This is a genomic window from Flavobacterium adiutor (assembly GCF_048282555.1).
Taxonomy (GTDB): Bacteria; Bacteroidota; Bacteroidia; order Flavobacteriales; family Flavobacteriaceae; genus Flavobacterium.
This window is the reverse complement of sequence record NZ_CP182487.1, coordinates 3,405,039-3,427,087: the sequence shown is the minus strand read 5'-3', so window position 1 is coordinate 3,427,087 and position 22,049 is coordinate 3,405,039. Positions and strand designations below refer to the sequence as shown.

General features: G+C 34.3%; 23 protein-coding genes and 1 pseudogene. 11 read left to right on the top strand and 13 right to left on the bottom strand.

Going from position 1 to position 22,049, the window contains the following annotated elements; translation table 11 throughout:
* Positions 1-219: 219 nt before the first annotated feature.
* The 8 genes from hemN to prfB form a co-directional block, all read right to left on the bottom strand.
* Positions 220-1,584, bottom strand: a complete 1,365-nt coding sequence (gene hemN, locus ACNC7R_RS14495; protein ID WP_417941779.1) for an oxygen-independent coproporphyrinogen III oxidase — start codon at positions 1,582-1,584, stop codon at positions 220-222.
* A 117-nt stretch (positions 1,585-1,701) separates the two neighbouring features.
* Entirely contained in the window at positions 1,702-2,178 is a 477-nt protein-coding gene (locus tag ACNC7R_RS14490; protein ID WP_417941778.1) for a hypothetical protein, read from the bottom strand.
* A gap of 100 nt (positions 2,179-2,278) precedes the next feature.
* Positions 2,279-2,626 carry a hypothetical protein gene (locus ACNC7R_RS14485; RefSeq protein WP_417941777.1) on the bottom strand — a complete coding sequence of 116 codons (348 nt, stop codon included), beginning with the start codon at positions 2,624-2,626 and terminating at the stop codon, positions 2,279-2,281.
* A 100-nt stretch (positions 2,627-2,726) separates the two neighbouring features.
* A complete protein-coding gene (locus ACNC7R_RS14480) occupies positions 2,727-3,149 on the bottom strand; it encodes a DoxX family protein (protein ID WP_417941776.1) in 423 nt (140 codons plus the stop codon).
* A gap of 119 nt (positions 3,150-3,268) precedes the next feature.
* Entirely contained in the window at positions 3,269-4,897 is a 1,629-nt protein-coding gene (locus ACNC7R_RS14475; RefSeq protein ID WP_417941775.1) for an acyl-CoA carboxylase subunit beta, read from the bottom strand.
* Positions 4,898-5,029: 132 nt separating this feature from the next.
* The gene (gene lpxD, locus ACNC7R_RS14470; RefSeq protein WP_417941774.1) at positions 5,030-6,028 is read right to left on the bottom strand and encodes a UDP-3-O-(3-hydroxymyristoyl)glucosamine N-acyltransferase; all 999 of its coding nucleotides are present in this window, start codon (positions 6,026-6,028) and stop codon (positions 5,030-5,032) included.
* Positions 6,029-6,585: 557 nt separating this feature from the next.
* Positions 6,586-7,032 (bottom strand): peptide-methionine (R)-S-oxide reductase MsrB, encoded by a 447-nt coding sequence (gene msrB / locus ACNC7R_RS14465; protein WP_417941773.1) that lies wholly within the window; start codon positions 7,030-7,032, stop codon positions 6,586-6,588.
* An 86-nt stretch (positions 7,033-7,118) separates the two neighbouring features.
* A protein-coding gene (gene prfB, locus ACNC7R_RS14460) for a peptide chain release factor 2 (protein ID WP_417941772.1) occupies positions 7,119-8,217 on the bottom strand; the annotation gives its coding sequence in 2 pieces (ribosomal slippage) (positions 7,119-8,153 and positions 8,155-8,217; 1,098 coding nt in all).
* Positions 8,218-8,357: 140 nt separating this feature from the next.
* On the opposite strand from prfB, the gene ACNC7R_RS14455 reads away from it, so the two are divergent.
* On the top strand, positions 8,358-9,377 hold the full coding sequence (locus tag ACNC7R_RS14455) for a threonine aldolase family protein (RefSeq protein ID WP_417941771.1): 1,020 nt from the start codon (positions 8,358-8,360) through the stop codon (positions 9,375-9,377).
* Positions 9,378-9,457: 80 nt separating this feature from the next.
* Here ACNC7R_RS14455 and ACNC7R_RS14450 read toward each other — a convergent pair whose 3' ends face one another.
* The gene (locus ACNC7R_RS14450; RefSeq protein WP_417941770.1) at positions 9,458-9,778 is read right to left on the bottom strand and encodes a YbaB/EbfC family nucleoid-associated protein; all 321 of its coding nucleotides are present in this window, start codon (positions 9,776-9,778) and stop codon (positions 9,458-9,460) included.
* A gap of 149 nt (positions 9,779-9,927) precedes the next feature.
* Here ACNC7R_RS14450 and ACNC7R_RS14445 point away from each other — a divergent pair, with 149 nt between their 5' ends.
* Entirely contained in the window at positions 9,928-11,988 is a 2,061-nt protein-coding gene (locus ACNC7R_RS14445) for a S9 family peptidase (protein ID WP_417941769.1), read from the top strand.
* 71 nt (positions 11,989-12,059) lie between these two features.
* Positions 12,060-13,100, top strand: a complete 1,041-nt coding sequence (locus ACNC7R_RS14440; protein ID WP_417941768.1) for a PLP-dependent cysteine synthase family protein — start codon at positions 12,060-12,062, stop codon at positions 13,098-13,100.
* 81 nt (positions 13,101-13,181) lie between these two features.
* Here the strand turns inward: ACNC7R_RS14440 and ACNC7R_RS14435 are convergent.
* The 4 genes and pseudogenes from ACNC7R_RS14435 to ACNC7R_RS14420 all read right to left on the bottom strand — a co-directional run.
* Positions 13,182-13,568, bottom strand: a pseudogene (locus tag ACNC7R_RS14435) (peroxiredoxin family protein); the annotation flags it as partial.
* Positions 13,569-13,586: 18 nt separating this feature from the next.
* Positions 13,587-14,348 (bottom strand): DUF4369 domain-containing protein, encoded by a 762-nt coding sequence (locus ACNC7R_RS14430; protein WP_417941767.1) that lies wholly within the window; start codon positions 14,346-14,348, stop codon positions 13,587-13,589.
* Between the two features lie 260 nt (positions 14,349-14,608).
* Positions 14,609-15,049: a KTSC domain-containing protein gene (locus ACNC7R_RS14425; RefSeq protein WP_417941766.1), complete on the bottom strand. Its 441-nt coding sequence runs from the start codon at positions 15,047-15,049 to the stop codon at positions 14,609-14,611.
* Positions 15,050-15,294: 245 nt separating this feature from the next.
* A complete protein-coding gene (locus ACNC7R_RS14420) occupies positions 15,295-15,540 on the bottom strand; it encodes a hypothetical protein (RefSeq protein ID WP_417941765.1) in 246 nt (81 codons plus the stop codon).
* 86 nt (positions 15,541-15,626) lie between these two features.
* Between ACNC7R_RS14420 and ACNC7R_RS14415 the strand changes: the two genes are divergently transcribed.
* The 8 genes from ACNC7R_RS14415 (at position 15,627) to ACNC7R_RS14380 (ending at position 21,975) form a co-directional block, all read left to right on the top strand.
* Complete coding sequence (locus tag ACNC7R_RS14415) at positions 15,627-16,169, top strand: hypothetical protein (protein ID WP_417941764.1); 543 nt, start codon at positions 15,627-15,629, stop codon at positions 16,167-16,169.
* Positions 16,169-16,315 (top strand): hypothetical protein, encoded by a 147-nt coding sequence (locus ACNC7R_RS14410; RefSeq protein WP_278009350.1) that lies wholly within the window; start codon positions 16,169-16,171, stop codon positions 16,313-16,315. Before ACNC7R_RS14415 ends, ACNC7R_RS14410 begins: the two co-directional genes overlap by 1 nt.
* Before the next feature lie 88 nt (positions 16,316-16,403).
* Complete coding sequence (locus ACNC7R_RS14405) at positions 16,404-16,637, top strand: hypothetical protein (protein WP_417941763.1); 234 nt, start codon at positions 16,404-16,406, stop codon at positions 16,635-16,637.
* Entirely contained in the window at positions 16,609-17,001 is a 393-nt protein-coding gene (locus tag ACNC7R_RS14400) for a YchJ family protein (RefSeq protein WP_417941762.1), read from the top strand. The genes ACNC7R_RS14405 and ACNC7R_RS14400 overlap by 29 nt, the downstream gene beginning before the upstream one ends.
* 110 nt (positions 17,002-17,111) lie before the next feature.
* A complete protein-coding gene (locus ACNC7R_RS14395) occupies positions 17,112-18,230 on the top strand; it encodes a vWA domain-containing protein (protein WP_417941761.1) in 1,119 nt (372 codons plus the stop codon).
* 89 nt (positions 18,231-18,319) lie between these two features.
* Positions 18,320-19,783: an AAA family ATPase gene (locus ACNC7R_RS14390; protein ID WP_417941760.1), complete on the top strand. Its 1,464-nt coding sequence runs from the start codon at positions 18,320-18,322 to the stop codon at positions 19,781-19,783.
* Positions 19,784-19,896: 113 nt separating this feature from the next.
* The gene (locus ACNC7R_RS14385) at positions 19,897-20,571 is read left to right on the top strand and encodes a response regulator transcription factor (RefSeq protein ID WP_417941759.1); all 675 of its coding nucleotides are present in this window, start codon (positions 19,897-19,899) and stop codon (positions 20,569-20,571) included.
* Positions 20,572-21,975 (top strand): HAMP domain-containing sensor histidine kinase, encoded by a 1,404-nt coding sequence (locus ACNC7R_RS14380; protein ID WP_417941758.1) that lies wholly within the window; start codon positions 20,572-20,574, stop codon positions 21,973-21,975.
* Positions 21,976-22,049 lie beyond the last annotated feature (74 nt).

Genomic DNA, 22,049 nt, shown 5'->3' with positions numbered 1-22,049 from the left:
AGCACCAGAAAGATATCTACCCAAATTTAGGTGTATATAAGAAGTTTTTTTGTTTTATATTTTTTCAAATACAATCTTTTCGTTCTAAATTACCTTTTCGCCTTGATTACCACTGACAAAATTTTTCTTTGTTTTGAGTTTTTGTTAAGATCTCCGTTTAGTTAATTATCCTAATCGTATACAATATCTATTCAAATAATATGAATATAACTGTTCCTTTTAAACCGTCATCGAAAACAAATTCGTTTCCGGTAATTTTCTTTTTAAATGCAGATCAAAAGCCATACAGATGTTGCGCACAAAGGGTCTTCCGGCTTCTGTAATGCTCATTTTTTCTTCTTCGATTATAATTAACTGATCTTTTTCCATTTCTTTTAAATCCGATAAAACAAAAGGCAGTTCCTCAAAGTAAAAGGCTTTATTGTTCCAGGAAGTTTCAAGGGTACAGGTTAAATTCAGGATGTGTTTTCTTATAATTAAATCTTCATCTGTTAAAATATGCCCTTTGATAACCGGAAGCTGATTCCATTCTAATAATTGATAATAATCTTCAAGACTTTTGGTGTTTTGAGCAAAACTATACCAGCTGTCGCTAATAGACGAAACACCTAAACCAATCATTAGCTGTGTTTTCGAGGCACTGTAACCCATAAAATTTCTATGCAGGGTTTTATGCTGCGCCGCTTTATACAGGCTGTCAGAGGTTAAAGCAAAGTGATCCATGCCAATTTCATGATAACCGTATTTTGAAAGCATTTTTTTTCCAATTTCGTATAGCTTTCTTTTTTCGGCATCTTTGGGTAGGTCTTCGTCGTTAAATCCACGCTGTCCGTTTCCTTTAATCCAAGGTACATGAGCATAGCTGTAAAAAGCGAGTCGGTCTGGTTTTAAGGAATTCGTTTTTTCAATAGTATCAATGATATTTTCAATCTTCTGAAAAGGCAATCCGAAAATAATGTCATGACCGATAGAAGTATAGCCAATTTCTTTTGCCCAAAAAGTAACTTTGGCCACATTATGAAACGGCTGAATACGGTGAATCGCTTTCTGTACTTTTTCAGCATAATCCTGAACTCCAAAACTTAACCGGCGAAAGCCTAAATCATATAGTTTTTTTAGCTGTTCGTAAGTGGTATTATTAGGATGACCTTCGAAACTGAATTCATAATTTTCGGCTTTATGGGATAAGTTTAAAATGCCATTTATAAGATTTTCTAAATTATTTACGGAGAAAAAAGTAGGGGTTCCGCCGCCCAGATGGATTTCTTTTATAATGGGTCTTTCAGAAAGTAGATTGCAATATAAACGCCATTCTTTTAAGACAGCCTGAATATATTTTTCTTCAACAGCGTGGTTTTTTGTAATTCGTTTGTTGCAGCCGCAAAAAGTACACATGCTTTCGCAAAAAGGCAGATGGATATACAAACTTATTCCGTTTTCTGAATTGCTTTCTGTGAATGATTTTTGAAGCGATTCAATCCATTTTTGCTGGGTAAAATCGATTTCATTCCAGTAAGGAACTGTGGGATAGCTCGTATATCTTGGTCCGGGCACATTGTATTTCTGAATCAGTGAAATTTCCATAACAAAGCATTTAGAAGACCAAAATTACTTCGTCACAGGAAAGATAAAAATGATAAATATCATGTTAAGCCTAAATAAAAAGAGACTCATTACGAGCCTCTTTTCTGAATTAAATAACTAACGTGAAATAGAATCCTGGATGATTTTAAGCCATTTTTTTGCAAACTGATGATCCTGGTAAACGCTTATTTGTTTGATGCGGTCATCATCAAAATCATAGAAGGGTATGGTAATTTTTTTAGATGTTTCCTTTTCCTGAAATTCAAAATCGATTTTGATAATAGTATCTGAATTCCCATCAGTAGTCAAAACCAATTTACAGGAAGAAACACTTTTTAAATCCACATAAGTTGATTCCTGTTGATTGGGATTGAAATTCATCAAAATGAATTTTCGGTGTTTTTGATCTATAGTGAGTGTTTTATTATTTTGAGATTCAGTCAAATCAAAATCCTGCGGATGAGTTGGATTGAATTTCTTTTTAATATTCAGGATTTTGGATTTGTTCGCAGCGCTCGATCGTGCTGAAAAATAGATTGGGATGGCGACTATGACTGCAATCACAATTCCCATTAGGGTTATACTTGTTTCCATGATTTTTCGGATTGGGTGAATAAATGAATTGTAAGCTGCTTATAAATAGCTGCTTATTTTTTAGAAGAATCAGTTCTTCGGATTAAATTCATGTATTTGACTACCAGAAAAAATGGAAGGGGTAGAGCATCAGAAAGACCTTTTTGCTCTGTGTAAAAAATTGGTTTGAAAAGTTTGAAGCTGATTTTACTGCCAGATAATATGGTACAACAGCCAATAATGAGTGAAACCATTTGACTACAGTAGTATAGTTTGTTTTGATATTGGCAGCAAAGTGATAATTTGACTGAGGCTGTATAAAAGCCAGAGAATCGGTATAATCTTTAGAAAAATTGGTGTCTGTTTTTTGACTTTCGGTTTTTTGTACACTAATCTGTTTTGCCTGAGCAGCAAAAAATCCCATGATCAGAAGGGTAACAAAAATAACGGTCTTACGAATCCAATTCATGGAGGCGAATTTAATTCATAAAACACAATTAACGAAATTTAAATTGCTAATTACTTCTTAAAAGTTATCCTCAACTTTTATGAGTTGAGGATAATGTCAGTTATTGCTGCATTTTGAAGTAATAATCGGCTGAATGTTTTCCTCCTCCATAAAATAGGAAGAATATGCAAAGTAACAATATTGCTATTGCTACAATCAGGCTTTCGGAGTGCATGCGTCCCATAAAATTTACCAGTACGGCACCAAATAATATAGGGAGCTGAGATGCAATTGCCCAACGGGTCAGTAATCCAAAAACAATCATTATTCCTCCGATCATGTGGGCAGGAGCGATATAATGCAAAAGAAACATGCCGCCACCATACTGATCAACAGGAGAAATTAAATCATGCAGGTACTGGGCATTCGTGACAAATGAAATTCCTTTCATGAATAAAAAAACGCCTAATACAATACGTACTAAATCCAATGGTAAATAAGTATGCGCATTAGCCCACTTATTCAGACTTTTTACATTTTCCATGATACTACATAATTAAAAGTTGTACACTAAGTTACAAAAATTTAATGATATGTTTGTTTTAAGTGTCTGAAAATAAGGTTTTTGATTTTTTATTGGTCGTATTTTGTTAATTTAAAAATTCAGACTTGAATAACGCCTAAATTAAATGGTTTTTGAATAGGAGCGTGGTTTGCAGCTTCGATTCCCATAGAAATCCAGGTCCGCGTTTCTAACGGATCTATGATAGCATCTGTCCATAATCTTGATGCTGCATAATACGGGGAGGTCTGTTCGTCGTAACGTGCTTTTATTTTGTTAAATAACTCAGTTTCTTTAGTTTCATCAACTATTTCTCCTTTCGCTTTAAGCGAAGAAGCCTCAATTTGCGCTAATACCTTTGCAGCCTGAGTTCCACCCATTACAGCCAGTTCTGCGCTTGGCCAGGCACAAATTAGTCTTGGGTCATAGGCTTTTCCGCACATGGCATAATTTCCTGCTCCGTATGAATTTCCGATAATAACAGTGAATTTTGGTACAACAGAATTACTAACGGCATTGACCATTTTAGCACCGTCTTTTATGATGCCGCCATGCTCAGATTTAGATCCGACCATGAAACCTGTAACATCCTGTAGAAATACTAATGGAATTTTCTTTTGATTACAGTTGGCAATAAAACGCGTCGCTTTGTCAGCACTATCCGAGTAAATGACGCCTCCAAACTGCATTTCGCCTTTTTTGGTTTTAACGACTTTCCTTTGATTTGCAATAATTCCAACAGCCCAGCCGTCAATTCGGGCATAGCCTGTAATAAGAGATTGTCCGTAACCTTCTTTATAAGCTTCAAATTCAGAATTGTCAACCAGACGTTTAATGATTTCCATCATATCGTACTGTTCTGCACGTGATTTGGGTAGTATTCCGTAAATATCATTTGGTTCTAAAGCTGGTTTTTCAGTTTTGATTCTGCTAAAACCAGCTTTATCGTAGTCGCCAATTTTATCTACAATATTTTTGATTTTATCTAAGGCATCTTTGTCGTCTTTTGCCTTATAATCGGTTACGCCAGAAATTTCGCAGTGTGTGGTTGCCCCACCTAAAGTTTCATTGTCTATGGTTTCACCAATTGCTGCTTTTACGAGATAACTTCCGGCAAGGAAAATACTTCCTGTTTTATCGACAATCAAGGCTTCATCGCTCATGATAGGAAGGTATGCTCCTCCGGCAACACAGCTTCCCATTACAGCAGCAATCTGCGTAATTCCCATGCTGCTCATTTGGGCATTGTTTCTAAAAATGCGCCCAAAATGTTCTTTATCAGGGAAAATTTCATCCTGCATGGGCAGATAAACCCCCGCACTATCTACTAAATAAATAATAGGAAGTCTGTTTTCCATCGCAATTTCCTGCGCACGTAAATTTTTCTTACCTGTAATAGGAAACCATGCTCCGGCTTTAACTGTTGCGTCATTAGCGACAACAATACACTGTTTTCCTTTGATGTATCCTATTTTAACAACAACGCCTCCCGAAGGACAGCCACCATGTTCTGTATACATCCCTTCGCCTGCAAAACCACCAATTTCAATACTTTTAGACTTTTCATCCAATAAATAAGCAATTCTTTCGCGAGCTGTCATTTTGCCTTCAGAGTGCAATTTTTCAATTCTTTTTTCGCCCCCGCCTAATTTTACTTTGGCAAATTTTTGTTTTAATTCAGAAAGTAAAAGTTTATTGTGATCTTCGTTTTTATTGAAGTTTAAATCCATGATATAATATTGATTTTACAAAATAGTGTTGGCTAATTTACAAAATAGAAGTTAATTTTGAAGGATTATAAATGCGTTGAAACAAAAAAACAGAAGTTTCAGCTTCTGTTTTTATATCAATATACAATCAAATTATTTTTTAGAATCGCAAACCATTCTTTTTAAAATGGCCCATTGTTTTAAAGCATCACGGGCTTCAACGGCAGGATATCCCAGCATTGTTTTTCCTGCAGGAATATCTCCGGTAACACCTGAACCGGCACCAACAATAGCACCATCGCCAATAGTAGTATGATCTTTTATAGAAGCGCTTCCGCCAATAATAACTCCATTACCTAAAGTTACAGAACCGGCTAAACCGCTATTTCCGGCCATAATACAAAACTTGCCTAAGTTACTGTTATGCCCAATTTGAACTAAATTATCAATTTTACATCCGTCTCCAATCACAGTAGAACTAAATTTTCCGCGGTCAACACATGAATTTGCACCAATTTCGACTCCGTTTCCAATAATTACATTACCAATTTGTGGAATTTTTACCAAGCCTTTCTCTTTGCATGGGCGGAATCCAAAACCGTCGGCACCAATGGTTGCATTTGGATGGATAATACAATGACTTCCTATATGACAACGTTCGCGAACTACAGCTCCGGACCAGATAATCGTATTATTTCCGATTGTGCATTCATCCAAAATAGTAACATTTGGATAAATCGTAACATTAGCAGCGATTTCTACTTTTGGGCCAATATAACATCCTGCTCCAATTTTACTTCCTTTACCAATAACAGCTGTCTCATCTATAACAGCAGTTCTGTGAACTTCATTATGAAATATCGGACTTGGCGGAGCAAAAAGTGCCAGAATTTGTGACATGGCGAGATCAGCATTTTTTACTTTAATAAAAGCACGATTCTCTCCTGGTTCAATAGAAATATCTTCATTAACAACCGCTACAGGGGCTTTTGAAGATTCCCAAAATTTTTCGTATTTTTTATTTCCTATAAAAGAAATTTCAAAAGTTGTTGCTTTTTCTAATTGCTCAGTTCCGGTTATAATTTGAGAAGTGTTACCGTAAATTTCACCATTTATAACTTCGTTGATTTCTTGAATTGAATAGGATTTCATTTATTGAATTAAATTGATTAGGGATAATTTTTTACCAAATAAAATGAATTACATTTGAATTACCTAATCTTGTTTTTAAGTTTTTTTAAATATGTATTTAAATTAAATATTTAAAATTATTTTTTTTAACATTTAAATATTAAAATTGGTAAATTTTTGACCAATTATTAACTATGTTTTAATTTGTAATTCTTTAAAAAAGATTGTAAACCCAGTGTTTTATTGTATTAATTTTCTTTAAATTAATAGTTAAGATTGTTCTTTAATGGGAGCGGAGTGTTACTTTTAGAAAGTTTATAAGTCTATATGTGATTATTTTTGAAATAAAGGGTAATTTGTTTTTATTTAAACTTTGCAAGCAATAAATAAAATCAAGTGATTTTTTTATCTTTTTAATGATTAACGTTTTGCAAATGAAATATTAACAAGTTAAATTTTAAAATGATATTTTACTAAAGAGATCTTTGATCTTATTTGTGACGTTTAAGAATGAATTTAAAACAAAAAAGCGATTCATTTTTTAGGTGAATCGCTTCATTAGTAGTAATTTCTTAATGTTACTCTTTAACTTTGGTAAGGGAAACAGCATTGATGCAATATCGTAAACCACTTGGTTGAGGACCATCAGGAAAAACATGACCTAAATGTGCGTCGCAGGTATTGCATACTACTTCAACCCGAATCATTCCGTATGATTTGTCAGCATGATAGGCAATTGCATTTTCTTTGACAGGCTGAGTAAAAGACGGCCAGCCAGTTCCTGATTCAAATTTTTCAGAAGCATCAAAAAGCAAAGTGCCACAGCATTTACATTCGTAAATTCCAGGTTCAAATAAACTGCACATTTCAGAACTGAATGATCTTTCAGTTCCTTTTAGTCGTGTTACCTGAAATTCTTCCTGAGTCAATGATTGTTTCCATTCTTCCTCCGTTTTTTCCACTCTTTTATCGGGAGTTGGATTTCCTTTATTTGTAAAATGAATTACATCTGCCCATTTTATCATAACTTTTCTTTTTAGTTGAATGTTTCAGGTTTCAAGTTAATGTAAGCCTGTCACTGAACACTATAGTCTGAACACTAAAATACTATTTATTCTTCTTCTTTTTGTCCCATCATCATTAAATATGCTTTAAGGAAGGGGTCAAGATTTCCGTTCATAACGCCATCAACATCACTGGTTTCATAGCCGGTACGAACGTCTTTTACCAATTTATAAGGCTGCATAACGTAATTACGTATTTGCGAACCCCACTCGATTTTCATTTTCCCGGCTTCGATATCGGCGCGTTGTGCCTGCTGTTTCTTTAATTCGATTTCATACAATTGAGAACGAAGCATTTGCATAGCACGCTGTCTGTTATCTTGCTGAGATCTGGTTTCAGAACACTGAATCTGAATTCCGGTTGGTTTGTGAACCAATTGAACTTTGGTTTCAACCTTGTTAACATTTTGTCCTCCGGCACCACTTGAGCGGGATGTAGTAATTTCGATATCGGCAGGATTAATGTCAATTTCGATACTGTCATCAACAAGCGGATAAACATAAACAGATACAAATGATGTATGACGTTTGGCATTACTGTCAAAAGGTGAAATTCGGACTAAGCGATGTACGCCGTTTTCTCCTTTTAGATAACCAAAAGAATAATCACCTTCAAATTCTAACGTTACGGTTTTGATACCGGCAACATCACCTTCCTGAAAGTTCAGTTCTTTTATTTTATAACCATAACTTTCGCCCCACATCATGTACATACGCATCAGCATTCCGGCCCAGTCACAACTTTCAGTTCCACCGGCTCCGGCTGTAATCTGTACGACGGCACTTAAACTGTCACCTTCGTCAGAAAGCATGTTTTTGAATTCGATGTTTTCAATGTGCAGCTGGGTTGCGTTGTAATTTTCATCAAGCTCTTCAACAGAAAGTTCTCCTTCTTTATAAAAATCATAAGCAAGCTGGAGTTCATCTGTAAGTTCGACTGCTTTGTTGTAATCTTCAATCCATTTTTTCTTGTTTCGAAGATTTTTTACAATCATTTCTGCTTCTTTTGGTTTGTTCCAAAAATCAGGAGCAAAAGTTTTTTCTTCTTCGTTTGCAATTTCGATTAGCTTGGCATCAACGTCAAAGATACCTCCTCAACGCACCAAGGCGCTCCACAATACCTTTTACTTGTTCGGCTGTTGTCATAAATTAATTAATAGTTTTATATGTTTTTTACAAATATTACGTTTAATTTGGTACAAGTTAAAAATTATTAAATCTCGCAGTTAATAACTAACAGTAATACGTAATTTTGCTGTACAAAAATAAGATATAGTTTTTAGAATATGGAAATAAATTTAATTAGCGATACCATTACCAAACCTTCATACGAAATGCTGCAGTATATGTTTAACGCTCATGTAGGCGACGATGTATACAGACAAGATCCGACGGTTATCGAATTAGAAACCAGGGTGGCTGAGTTTTTTGGAATGGAAGCTGGACTTTTTTTTCCTTCAGGAACTATGGCGAATCAAACCGCTATTAAACTGCATACTCAGCCCGGAGAACAATTAATTGCTGATAAATATGCACATATTTATAACTATGAGGGTGGCGGCGTTTCTTTCAATAGTGGCGTATCATGCTGTTTGCTGGATGGAGATCGTGGTATGATAAATGCTGCTCAGGTCGCTGCAGCTATAAATGATCCCGAATTTTATCACAGTCCGTTAACGACTTTGGTTTGTGTAGAAAATACTACGAATAAAGGGGGCGGTGCCTGCTATGAATTAGAGGATTTAAGAGAGATAAAAAAAGTTTGTGATGCCAATAATTTGAAGTTTCATTTGGATGGCGCCAGAATTTGGAATGCCTTGGTCGCTAAAAGACAAAATCCGAAAGAATTTGGAGCTATTTTCGATACTATTTCAGTTTGTTTGTCAAAAGGGTTAGGGGCTCCAATAGGTTCTATTTTGCTGGGTACCAAAGCAGATATTCACAGGGCGTTAAGAATCAGAAAGATACTCGGGGGCGGAATGCGTCAGGTTGGCTATTTAGCAGCCGGAGGATTGTATGCTTTAGCACACAATATTGAGCGAATGGCCGAAGATCATCGAAGAGCTAAGGAAATTGCATCAGTTTTAAAAACAAAGCCATGGGTGGCTGCTATTGAGCCTGTGGAAACCAATATTTTGATTTTTTCATTGGCGGAAGGTTACAGTGATCAGCTTTTAATAGAGAAATTAAAACAGAAAAATATTTTAATAAGTTCAATGGGAAACAATAAACTTCGAATTGTAACCCATTTGGATTATAAAGAAGTTATGCATACTTATGTGATGGATACGCTTCAGAAGTTTTAGAAAAAAGTTAAAAGTTATTCGTTAAAGGTTTAAGTGATTCAAAACTTCTAACTCATAAACTTTTAACTCATAACTTAATATTACTTAAAAAGATTATCCATTCCCGGAATCATAGGCATATCCATTTTTGCTACTGCATCAAGTTCTTGCTCGTTTATACGTGTTGCTTTTTCGATAGCTTTGTTTAGGGTTACAATTAAATAATCTTCCAATTGTTCCTTGTCTTCAAGCAATGAATCATCAATAGAAACAGTCTTTATTTCTCGGCTGGCTGTAATAGTGATTTTCAACAATCCGTCAGCACTTTGTTCATCAATTAAAACAGTATCCAGACGCTTTTTTGTGTCTTCAATTTTTTGCTGGGTCTCCTTAAGTTTACCCATCATTCCCATTAAATCCATTTTTTGTTTGATTTTTAAATTATTTCATACAAAATTAGTATATTGCTATATGAAAACAATAGATTTTTTTATGAAAAAATTAATTTCGCTTCTCTTATGATTGTGCTATTTTTGTCTCTTCTTATTAAAACTAATGCCTAATTAAATAAATGCAAAAAGATATAGTAGTTCCAAAAGCAAAAGAAATTCCGAAGTCATTAAAAAAACATAAAGAAACACGTGTCGATAATTATTTCTGGCTAAATGACAGGGAGAATCCTGAAGTTATTGATTATCTGAATAAAGAAAACGATTATTATCGAAAAATGACTGCCCATACGAAAGATTTACAGGAATCTTTGTATGAGGAAATGAAAGCAAGAATTAAAGAAGATGATTCCTCTGTTCCTTACTTTTATAATGGTTATTATTATATTACCCGTTTTGAAACAGGACAGGATTACCCAATTTTCTCAAGAAAAAAAGGAAGTCTTTCTGCAGAAGAAGAGATTATGTTCAATTGCAACGAATTAGCAAAAGGTCATGCGTATTTTAAACTAGGAGGATTAAGTGTAAGTCCGGATAATAAATTTGCCAGTTTTAGTGTTGATATTGTAGGAAGAAGAATTTATACCATTCAGATTAAAAATTTGGAAACCGGGGAGATCCTGCCAGAGAAAATCGAAAATGTAACCGGAGAATCAGTTTGGGCAAATGATAACAATACTATTTTCTATGTCAGACAAGATGAGGTTACTTTGCGATCGGATAAAGTTTTTAGACATAAATTAAGTTCAGATTCCGCAACAGATGTTTTGGTTTTTAATGAAACCGATGACACATTTAATGTTTCGGTAAGCAAAGAAAAATCCAGAAAATATATTGTTATTGGTTCAGGTAGTACTTTAACGACTGAATACAGAATTTTAAATTCGGATACTCCCGATGGGGAATTTGAAGTGTTTCAGACCCGTGTTCGTGGTTTAGAATATAGTATCTCTCATTATGAAGATTCGTTTTATATTTTGACGAATAAAGACAAGGCAACGAATTTTAAGTTGATGAAAACGCCTGAAAACAGAACCGAGAAAAAATTCTGGAAAGATCTTATTCCACATCGTGAGGATGTTTTGCTGGAAGATATTGAAATATTCAAAAATTACTTAGTCGTTGAGGAACGTTCAAACGGATTAAATCATATCCGGATCATACCCTGGAATGGAGATCCTGATTATTATTTGCCGTTTGGTAGTGAAACCTATAATGCTTATACCACAACTAATATTGATTTTGATACAGATGTTTTACGTTATAGCTACCAATCACTGGCAACACCATCATCTGTAATTGATTTTAATATGAAAACTAAAACCAAAGAAATCTTAAAAGAACAAGAGGTTTTAGGAGGGAAATTTGATAAAAATAATTACATAGAAGAAAGAGTCTGGGCAACTGCCAGAGATGGTGTGGAAATTCCAATTTCGATGGTTTATCGTAAAGGATTGGAGAAAGATGGCAAAAATCCGTTGCTGCTTTATGCATATGGATCTTATGGGATTACAATGGAAGCCTATTTTTCGTCAACAAGGCTTTCTTTACTTGACCGCGGATTTGTGTATGCAATTGCTCATGTAAGAGGAGGTGAAGATTTAGGAAGACAATGGTATGAAGATGGGAAACTGTTAAAAAAGAAAAATACCTTTACAGATTTCATCGATTGCTCTAAATTTGTGATAAACGAGAAATATACCTCTGCGAAACATTTGTATGCAGAAGGAGGGTCTGCTGGAGGACTTTTGATGGGGGTTATCGTAAATGAGGCTCCGGAATTGTATAACGGAGTTATTGCTCAGGTTCCTTTTGTAGATGTTGTGACAACGATGCTTGATGATAGTATTCCATTAACAACAGGGGAATATGACGAATGGGGCAACCCGAACAATAAAAAATATTATGATTATATGTTATCGTATTCGCCATATGATAATGTAAAAGAGCAAAAATATCCTAATATGTATGTTTCTACCGGATTGCATGATTCTCAGGTTCAGTACTGGGAACCTGCAAAGTGGGTGGCAAAACTTAGAAATCTAAAAACAAACGATAATCTACTGTTTCTGGATACTAACATGGATGCTGGTCATGGTGGGGCTTCAGGCCGTTTTCAGGCTCTAAAAGACTTGGCAAGGGAATTTAGTTTTTTATTAGATTTAGAGAAAATTCAAAGCTAATTAGAAATTTTTTGTTAAATTTGCAACCTATCGGGGTTATCAAAAAAATTCCCCTGATTAACTATTTTTTTATGAAAGAAGAAATAAATGCTTATAATAATGTTTTAGAGTTAATAGGGAACACCCCCCTTATTAAGCTAAATAAAGTCACCGAAGGGTTAGAAGGGAATTTCTACGCAAAGGTAGAAGCTTTTAATCCGGGACATTCGTCAAAAGATAGAATAGCATTGTATATCCTTGAAGAAGCGGAAAGAAGAGGGATTTTGTCTCCAGGTGATACCATAATTGAAACAACATCTGGTAATACAGGTTTTAGTTTGGCTATGGTAAGCATTATAAAAGGCTACAACTGCATATTGGCAGTAAGTTCAAAATCATCCAAAGATAAAATTGATATGTTGAGGAGTTTAGGAGCAAAAGTATATGTTTGCCCTGCTCACGTTTCGGCAGATGATGAAAGATCCTATTATAACGTTGCAAAACGTTTGCATGAAGAGACAAAAGGTTCTGTTTATATTAATCAATATTTCAACCAGCTAAATATTGATGCACACTATAATACTACCGGACCTGAAATCTGGCAGCAAACCAAAGGTCAGATTACACACTTAGTTGCTTGTAGTGGAACAGGAGGAACAATCTCAGGAACTGCTAAATTCTTAAAAGAGCAAAATCCAAATATTAAAATCTTAGGAGTTGATGCTTTTGGATCGGTTTTGAAAAAATATCACGAGACAAGAGAATTTGATACTAAAGAAATTTACCCGTACCGTATTGAAGGTTTAGGTAAGAATTTAATTCCTTCAGCAACAGATTTTGATATTATCGATAAGTTTATGAAAGTAACGGATGAAGAGAGTGCTCATACTGCAAGGGAAATTACACGTAAAGAAGGATTGTTTGTTGGTTATACTTCAGGTGCAGTGATGCAGGCGATTAAACAATATGCAGAAGAAGGGGAGTTTACTAAAGATAGTAATATTATTGCGATATTCCCTGATCATGGTTCTCGTTACATGAGCAAAGTATTTAGCGATGACTGGATGAATGAACAAGGGTTCTTTGATAGCGTTAACGAAGAAGAAGCTCAAAAAATTGAATTTGTAAAGTAAAGTAATTAAAATTACTTTTTAAGTATAAACAAAAAAAACTCCAGATGAAAATCTGGAGTTTTTTTGTTTATAGTATTTTATCTATTTTGCTAAAAGCTCTAAAACTTTTGCTCTTAATTCAGGACCTCTTAAGTCTTGTGCAACGATCTTACCTGATGAATCAAGTATAAAGGTTGCGGGGATAGATTCAACGCCGTATTGTTTTGCAATTGGTTCATCCCAGAATTTTAAGTTGGAAACGTGTGTCCAGGTTAAATTGTCTTTTGCAATGGCTTCTTTCCAGGCTGATGATTCTTTATCAAGTGAAACACCAATGATGTTTAATCCTTTTGAATGAAGTTCTTTGTAAATGGCTACCACATTAGGATTTTCCTTTCTGCATGGTCCACACCATGAAGCCCAAAAATCTACAATTGTTACTTTTCCTAAGCTTTCTTTAAGCGATACTGTTTTGCCTTGTGGATTAGGAGCTGAAAAATCTGACCTTCATTTAGCGCTGCCAACAGGAGGAGCTGATGCACCTACTGCAGGCATTTTCATTTGCCCAATTTTTTCTTTAATTGCTTTTCCTGGCTTAGTATTTTTTAAAGACTCGTCTAAAGAGTTGTATAGACCTTCTGTTTTTTTGAAATCAGAGCCTGGATCATTGATTAGACTTTGGACAATTAAAACTGAAATAAAAGATTTTGGGTGTGTTTCAGCATAAGCTGTGTATTTCTTCTTAGATTCAGCCTGAACATCAGTCTGGATAGTCATATACTGTTTCATCAGACTATTTATAACTGCTGTGTCTTGTTTTTGTTGAGCAGTCTGCATAGCCTGAGTATTTTTTTTCTGAAAATCCATTAGTCTTTTTTGAACTTTTGTAAGATCTTCATTGAATTTTACGTACTCATCATTACTGTAAGTACCTGAAATTTTTGACTTATGAATACTATCTTTATCCACCTCAATTTTAATTTCACCGGTTTCCAGGATAAATGGCACCATACCTTGTACATCCTGAACAATTAAGGTATGAAAAGCTGGTTCAGTAACTTTTCCTTTTATTTCAAATTTTCCATTTTCAACTTTTACTGTATCAAGTGGCAAAGTAGCCATTGTGGTTGGATCCTGACCTTGAAGGATTATTGTTTTTCCATTCTCAATTCCTTTTGCAGTTCCTGTAATAAGGTATTCTCCATCTTTAACTTTGCTGCAAGAAATTATCGCTGCAGAAGCGGTAAGTAAAAAAAATATTTTTTTCATTATAAAAAATTAATTAGTTAATTGATTTGCGCAACAAAAGTATTTAAAAATATAGAACATCAATAATTTTACTGCCTAAAATTTTGTTATAGTTTGTTTTATTTTAAAAGGTTTGTAGTTAGGTGTTTAGTGGGTTTTAAAGCCTGATAAAATAAATAACGCCTTCACTATTCAGAATCATATTAAACAATTTGGTGCTTTTGAGCATAAAAAAAGCATTCTGTCATCAGAATGCTTTTAAAATAATATATAATGGAATTTTATTCCTGATTTGTTTTCTTTCTCCATGTAAAAGAGTTCAAAATGTGTCTTTTTGCAAATCTGGCAGGAGAATCAGCGTTTACCATTTTTACATAAGTAGCTTTAGGTACGCTAATGTATTCGTAAACACTTCCGTTAGAGAAATCAATAATTAAACGACCTTCTACAAATTTGAAATCTGTAATAGTACAAGTAGTAATTGTTTCTGTGTACTCAGGTAAGTTAAGCTTAATGGTATCTGGATGGATGCTTACTAAAAAATGGTAAGCTTCAATGATCGTTTTGCTTTTTTCCTCTGCAGCTTTTAAACCAGCATCATCTCCCTGAAATTTGTCAGGATGAGCTTCTTTCATCGCATTACGATAAATGGTTTTTAAATCTTTTAGCTCTACAGTTTTCTCTACGTTTAGTAACTTACGGTATTCAACTATTTTTTTCATAAATAAAAGGGAACTACTTGTCTATTAGTTTGAAATCGATATTAATTAGTTCAAATCGACAAATTTTTTGCAAAGGTACACTTTTTTTTAACTTTTTAGTTTTGATGTAAAAAATATTCAGGAAAGTTACTTTATTAAAACATTAACAGATAGTGTTTAGTTCGTTTAATCACAGATAGTGTTTAAAAAAAAACATTCTGAAAGGCAAACCATGAAACAAACAAACCATGAAACCTGAAACAGTATTATTCGGGCTTATGGTTTGCTTTGTCGAAATTTCTTGATTTTTTAGGATATTGTTTATAGCTCATATCGCTTGGATTTTCAATAACAGATTTTATTGTAATCCAGTCACCTTCTTTAAATTTTGCCTGAACCATTTTATAGTCTAAGAGATATACACCGCAGAAATAATTATTGTTTTCATCTTTTTCGATAATACCTGTAAAAACTCCTTTTTGGGGCATTTTTTGTTGTTGATCTTTAGACATGATTTTTTATTTTGAAAATTAAAAGGCAAAGGTAATCAATTTAGGTTGGTTTTAGGGAGTTCGTGACAATCTGAGTATATTTGCATATGCAGAAAAATTTTAAGCCACATCCGAATTCCTTCAAAAATACATTTTGTGTTTTTAGTGAAGTGCTTCCAAGTCAAATTGAAGGTTTGAAAAAGCAATTCGAAAGTAAAGCTGGAAGTACATACTATTACACTGAAGAAGGAATGTATCGTGTTTCGAATCATTGGGGAAGACTGGCTAATAGTAAATGGCGTTTGATAGCCCGGAATCCTGAAACGGAATCTAAAATGAAAATAGGTTTTGCAAAATGGGAAGAATTTTATCCCGATAATGCCGAAGAGAAATTGTATTACCTTAAAGCAGATTTCGAAAACAATCTTGCGAATTATGAACACAAGAATAATCCGGAATATGATCGTAAAGCAATTTTAAGGACTAGTTTTGAAACAGCAAAAAGATTAAAACAAGTAAGGAATCTTCAGAAATTGACTTCGTGGGCAAAATATTTTGATCATGACGATATTGATGATCTGCGAAAACAGCTTATCAACGAATTAATTTATACGGAGAAAAGTTTAGAACAAATTAAAAGAGAAATATAATGGGGCGCAATAACGAACGAAATATCAAAAAGCATAATGACAAATTGCACAAAACCCAGGTAAAAGCAAAACAAGCTGAATTGGCACGCAAAGAAAGGCTGAAAGAAATTGTAAAGAAGTTTAACGAAAATAAAAACGAAGAGTAATAAAAATAGTTTCAAGTTCCAGGTTTGATGTTACAAGTTAACGTGATGATGTAAAACCTGAAACTTGAAACCTGAAACAAAAGATAAAATGAGTAATAAATTTGAAACGTTAAAGGCAAGTGTACAGGAAATTATTGATCTGATTGCTGCAGAAAATAACAGAGAAGCTAATAACAAACTGCTTGAAGTAAGTGAAGTTCTGGATGAAATGATTGATTTTGCTGAAGAAGATGAAGAAGTGCGTGAAATAACCCGTTATCAGGTGTTACTGAATCAGCTTCATGTAAAAATTAATGGAGAAGAACCAGTTGATGGAGAATAAAACGTGTTTCTGTGATACAGGATTGCCTTTTGAGAAATGCTGCGGATTATATCTTCAAAATAATCAAAAAGCGCCAACAGCTCTGGCTTTAATGCGATCCAGATATTCGGCTTATGCCACTCAAAACGCAGATTATCTCTTAGAAACCACTTATATTTCTGAAAGGAAGTATTATTCAAAAGCCGAAATTTTGAAATGGGCAACAAGTAATATGTGGCAACAACTCGAAATTTTATTTTACACAGAAAATAAGGTGGAGTTCAATGCTTATTTTTTGGATGAAAATCAAAAACCGCAAATTCATCATGAGTTTTCAACTTTTAAATTTGAAAACGGAGAGTGGTTTTATCTGGACGGAATTTAAATAATTGTCAGTATTATCGTTGATTTCTAAGGGTTTTTAATCAATACTTTAACTAAAAATTAATAACTGTTTCTTTTTTCATAGTTCTAAAAAAGATTAATTTTAGAATTATGAAAAACGAATTTAAAAAAGGTTTTTATTTTAAGACTTACGAAGCGCCTTTTCAGTCTCCTTTTGAAAAGCTTTTTGGTATATTCAAGGAGCTGATTACCCATACTTCCGGTGATTTTGATGAAGCTATAGACTGGCTCCGTGAGCTGGATAAGGAGTATAAACTGACTGATGAAAACTACACAATCGATGATTTTATCGAAGACCTAAAGAAAAAAGGATATATAAAGGATGAAGTCAAAAATGACGGAACTCCAGGTTTTGGAATTACAGCCAAGACAGAAAGAGCAATTCGTCAGCAGGCTTTAGATCAGATTTTTGGAAATTTAAAACGTGCCGGAAACGGTAATCATAAAACCAAACATGCCGGAAACGGTGACGAGCATACTGGGGAATTTCGGGAGTTTAATTTTGGTGATGGTTTAGAGCGTATTTCATTGACAGAAAGTCTCAGAAACGCACAAGTCAATAATGGTGTTGAAAGTTTCATGCTGACAGAAAATGATCTGGTTGTCGAAGAAACACAATTCAAAGCACAAATGAGTACGGTTTTGATGATTGACATTAGTCACAGTATGATTTTGTATGGTGAAGACCGAATCACACCTGCCAAAAAAGTAGCGATGGCTTTGGCAGAATTAATTACAACGCGTTATCCAAAAGATACCTTAGACATTCTGGTTTTCGGAAATGATGCCTGGACAATTCCCATTAAAGATTTGCCTTATCTGCAGGTAGGACCCTATCATACTAATACTGTTGCAGGATTGCAGTTAGCCATGGATATTTTGCGTAGAAAACGAAATACCAATAAACAGATTTTCATGATTACTGACGGGAAACCAAGTTGTGTGCGTGAGCGTGACGGTTCTTATTACATGAACAGTAATGGTCTAGATGAGTACATTGTTGATAAATGTTATACTCAGGCGCAGCAGGCGAGAAAATTACACATCCCGATTACAACTTTTATGATTGCCAGAGATCCTTATTTGCAGCGATTTGTGAATCATTTTACTGAAGCCAATCAGGGAAAAGCATTTTACACCGGACTAAAAGGTCTTGGAGAAATGATTTTTGAAGATTATGAAACAAATAGAAAAAAAAGGGTTCGTTAAGATGTAAATGTATTAATTGTAGTGAAAAACTTACAATATGTCTGATTCCAAATCAAAAACATAATAACATAATCTATATTTCAATAAAAATGGAAATAAACAATATAAAAACATTAGGTCAGTTAAAAGCTGCTGGATATAAAAGTACAAGTATAAAAGACGAGTTAAGAAACAATCTTCGTGAAAAAATAAAATCAGGGAAACCTGTTTTTGAAGGGGTACACGGATTTGAAAATACCGTAATTCCTGAATTGGAGCGTGCAATCCTTTCTCGTCATAATATCAATTTGTTAGGGCTTCGCGGACAGGCAAAAACACGTTTAGCACGTAAAATGGTCGAGTTGTTGGATGCATATATTCCGTTTGTTGCCGGTTCAGAAATTAATGATGATCCGCTGAATCCAATTTCCCGTTTTGCTAAAGATTTAATTGCAGAGAAAGGCGATGAAACTCCAATTTCATGGCTACACAGAAACGATCGTTTTTTTGAAAAATTAGCAACGCCTGATGTTACAGTAGCCGATTTAATTGGAGATGTTGATCCAATAAAAGCTGCAAATCTTAAACTTTCTTACGCAGATGATCGAGTAATACATTTTGGTATGATTCCAAGAGCGAATCGCTGTATTTTTGTGATTAATGAATTGCCGGATTTACAAGCCAGAATTCAGGTAGCCTTATTTAATATTTTGCAGGAAGGCGATATTCAGATCAGGGGTTTTAAATTAAGGATGCCGCTTGATATGCAGTTTATATTTACGGCAAACCCTGAAGATTACACTAATCGAGGAAGTATTGTAACACCGTTAAAGGACAGAATTGGATCTCAAATCCTGACACATTATCCCGAAAGTGTAGCTATAGCCAGAACCATTACCGAGCAGGAGTCTAAATTAGACCAAAATCAGACAGACATTGTGTATGTTCCAGGTCTGGCAAGGGATATTTTAGAACAAATTAGTTTTGAAGCCCGTGAAAGCGAATATATAGACAACAAAAGCGGTGTGAGTGCCAGAATGAGTATTACAGCTTTTGAAAATTTGATAAGTACAGCAGAACGACGTGCTTTAATTTCGGGTGGTGAGAAAACTACACTTCGCTTATCAGACTTTATCGGAATTATTCCGGCGATTACCGGAAAAGTCGAATTGGTTTATGAAGGTGAACAAGAGGGAGCTGCTGCCGTAGCGCAGAATTTAATTGGTTCTGCAATTCGAACTTTGTTTACAGATTACTTTCCGAAGATTGAAAAATTAGAAAAACCAGGAGAAAAAACACCTTATTCAGATTTGATTGAATGGTTTTTTGCGGAAAGTGGTTTCGAATTATTAGATGAAGCTTCTGATGCTGAGTACCAAACCATTTTAGACGAGGTAACTCCGTTGGATATTCTAATTAAGAAATACCAGCCACAACTAGATAAAAAGGATCTTTATTTCATGAAAGAATTTGTTTTATGGGCATTGGTAGAATATAAAAAACTAAGCAAAGACCGTTTCGCAACCGGACATCAGTTTAAAGATATGTACGGAAGTTATATTAGTAAATTATAATTGCAATATTTTATTAAACCTGACAATAGAAATGTTGTCAGGTTTTTTATTTTAAGTTTTAATACCCTATTTTACGTTTCAATGCTTATTTTTGCTTCAATACACATATTCTGATGAAATTACTCATAGTCGAAGACGAACCCAATCTGCTTTCTATTTTACGTAAAGGGTTCGCTGAAAATAATAACGATGTCAGCGTGGCTCTTGACGGTACAACAGCATTAGAAATGATTCATAATTATACTTTTGATGTAGTAGTTTTGGATGTAATGCTGCCGGATATTAACGGAATTGAAATTTGCAGAAGATTACGTGCCAGTAAAAATTTCGTTCCGATTTTGCTTTTAACAGCTCTGGGAACTTCAGAAAATATTGTAACCGGACTCAATGCAGGTGCAGATGATTATTTGGTGAAGCCGTTTAAATTTGGTGAACTTGATGCAAGGGTTAATGCCTTAAACCGAAGAGCCCATCAGGACACAGAAAAAGTGGATACGATAATAATTGGTGATCTCGAAATAAACGGCAAAGCCAAAACAGTAAAGCGTGATGGCGAACCTATTATTTTAACAGCCAAGGAATTTAAATTATTATATTATTTAGCAAAAAACACAGGCAGAATAGTCTCAAGGGATCAGATTTTAGATAATGTCTGGGACATTAATTTTGATATGAATACTAACGTTGTGGATGTTTATATCACGTATTTAAGAAAAAAAATAGACAAACCTTATAAAACCAAACTTATTCATACCATGAAAGGTTTGGGTTACGTTATACAGCTATAAATGGATATCAGAAAAAGAATTACTTTTACTTACGTAGCACTTTCTACCTTTAGTACTTTGCTGTTGAGTGTCATAGTATTCGTGTTATTCAGGGAAAATAACCGCTACCATTTCTTAAAAAGACTCGAGGACAGATCGAAAATTGTAGCTTCCATTCATTTTCAGCATGATCCTGAAAAAATAAAATATTACAGTAACTTAAAGAAAAACGGGCTTGAAGAACTTATCGAAGAAGAAGAATATGTTCTTAAAATAAATAGTGCTAATAGTTTTGACTATAATACAAAACTGAATTTGCCGAACGAATTTTATTCTACTATTCTTCAGACTGGGAAAGATTATTTTGAAGTTAACAGCAAATATTATCTGGGGCAGGTTTTTACAGAAAGGAATCAAAAATACATTGTAATTGTTGGTGCTCGTGACCACAGAGGAAAAACCACAACTGTTTACATCGTGAAAATATTATTTTTCGGAGGTATCGGATTTATATTTCTGGCTTTCATATTAGGACGCTTTCTGGCAAAACGAGTCATTAACCCGGTAGCCAGAATTACTAAAGAAGTAAACAGAATCAGTGCATCAAACCTTCATAACAGATTACCGGAAGTTAAAAACTCAGATGAAATTTCAGATCTGACAGCAACTTTTAATGATATGCTGGATCGGTTGGAAACCTCTTTTGAAATTCAGGCAAATTTTATTAATAATGCATCCCATGAACTAAAAACGCCTATTACAACTATCATTGCCGAAGCTGAGATTATGCTTTTAAAAGAGCGTGAAAAAGAAGAATATATACAGTCTTTAGAAAACATCTACAGTCAGGCATCTAAATTAGGCAACCTGACAGAAAGTCTTCTTAAACTCACTCAAACTGGCTATGATGGTAACAAACAGGTTTTGGATATTGCCCGAATCGATGAGTTGTTATTGGAAGTAAAATCTGATCTGGATAAGATTTTTCCGAACAATCGTGTTAGTATTAAACTTAATTTTGCTCCAACAGACTCTAATTTACTGTTAATTGCGTGTAATAAGCCGCTATTAGAGCTGGCAATCAACAATATTATTACCAATGGTGTAAAATATTCTGACAATAATGAGGTTTTTGTAACACTTTCTGCAAATAATGATGCGATTAAAATTTCGATAAATGATATTGGTATCGGTATTCCGCCAGAAGATATTCCGCATTTATATGAACCTTTCTTCCGGGGTAAAATTGCGGCAAAATATATCGGTTACGGTTTAGGACTTCCTTTGGCTTCCAAAATCATTCGCATGCATGATGGAGAAATACAAGTACAATCGGAACAGAATAAGGGTACGATTGTAACGATCATTTTTAAAAAGTCAAAAGACAAAAAGAAGAACATTAAAAATTCTAATGTTGAATCTTAGAAAATTTTAATTTTAGATTAAGACCTTTCTAATTATCAGGTTGTTATTTTGTCTGTATAAACTAAAAGATTATA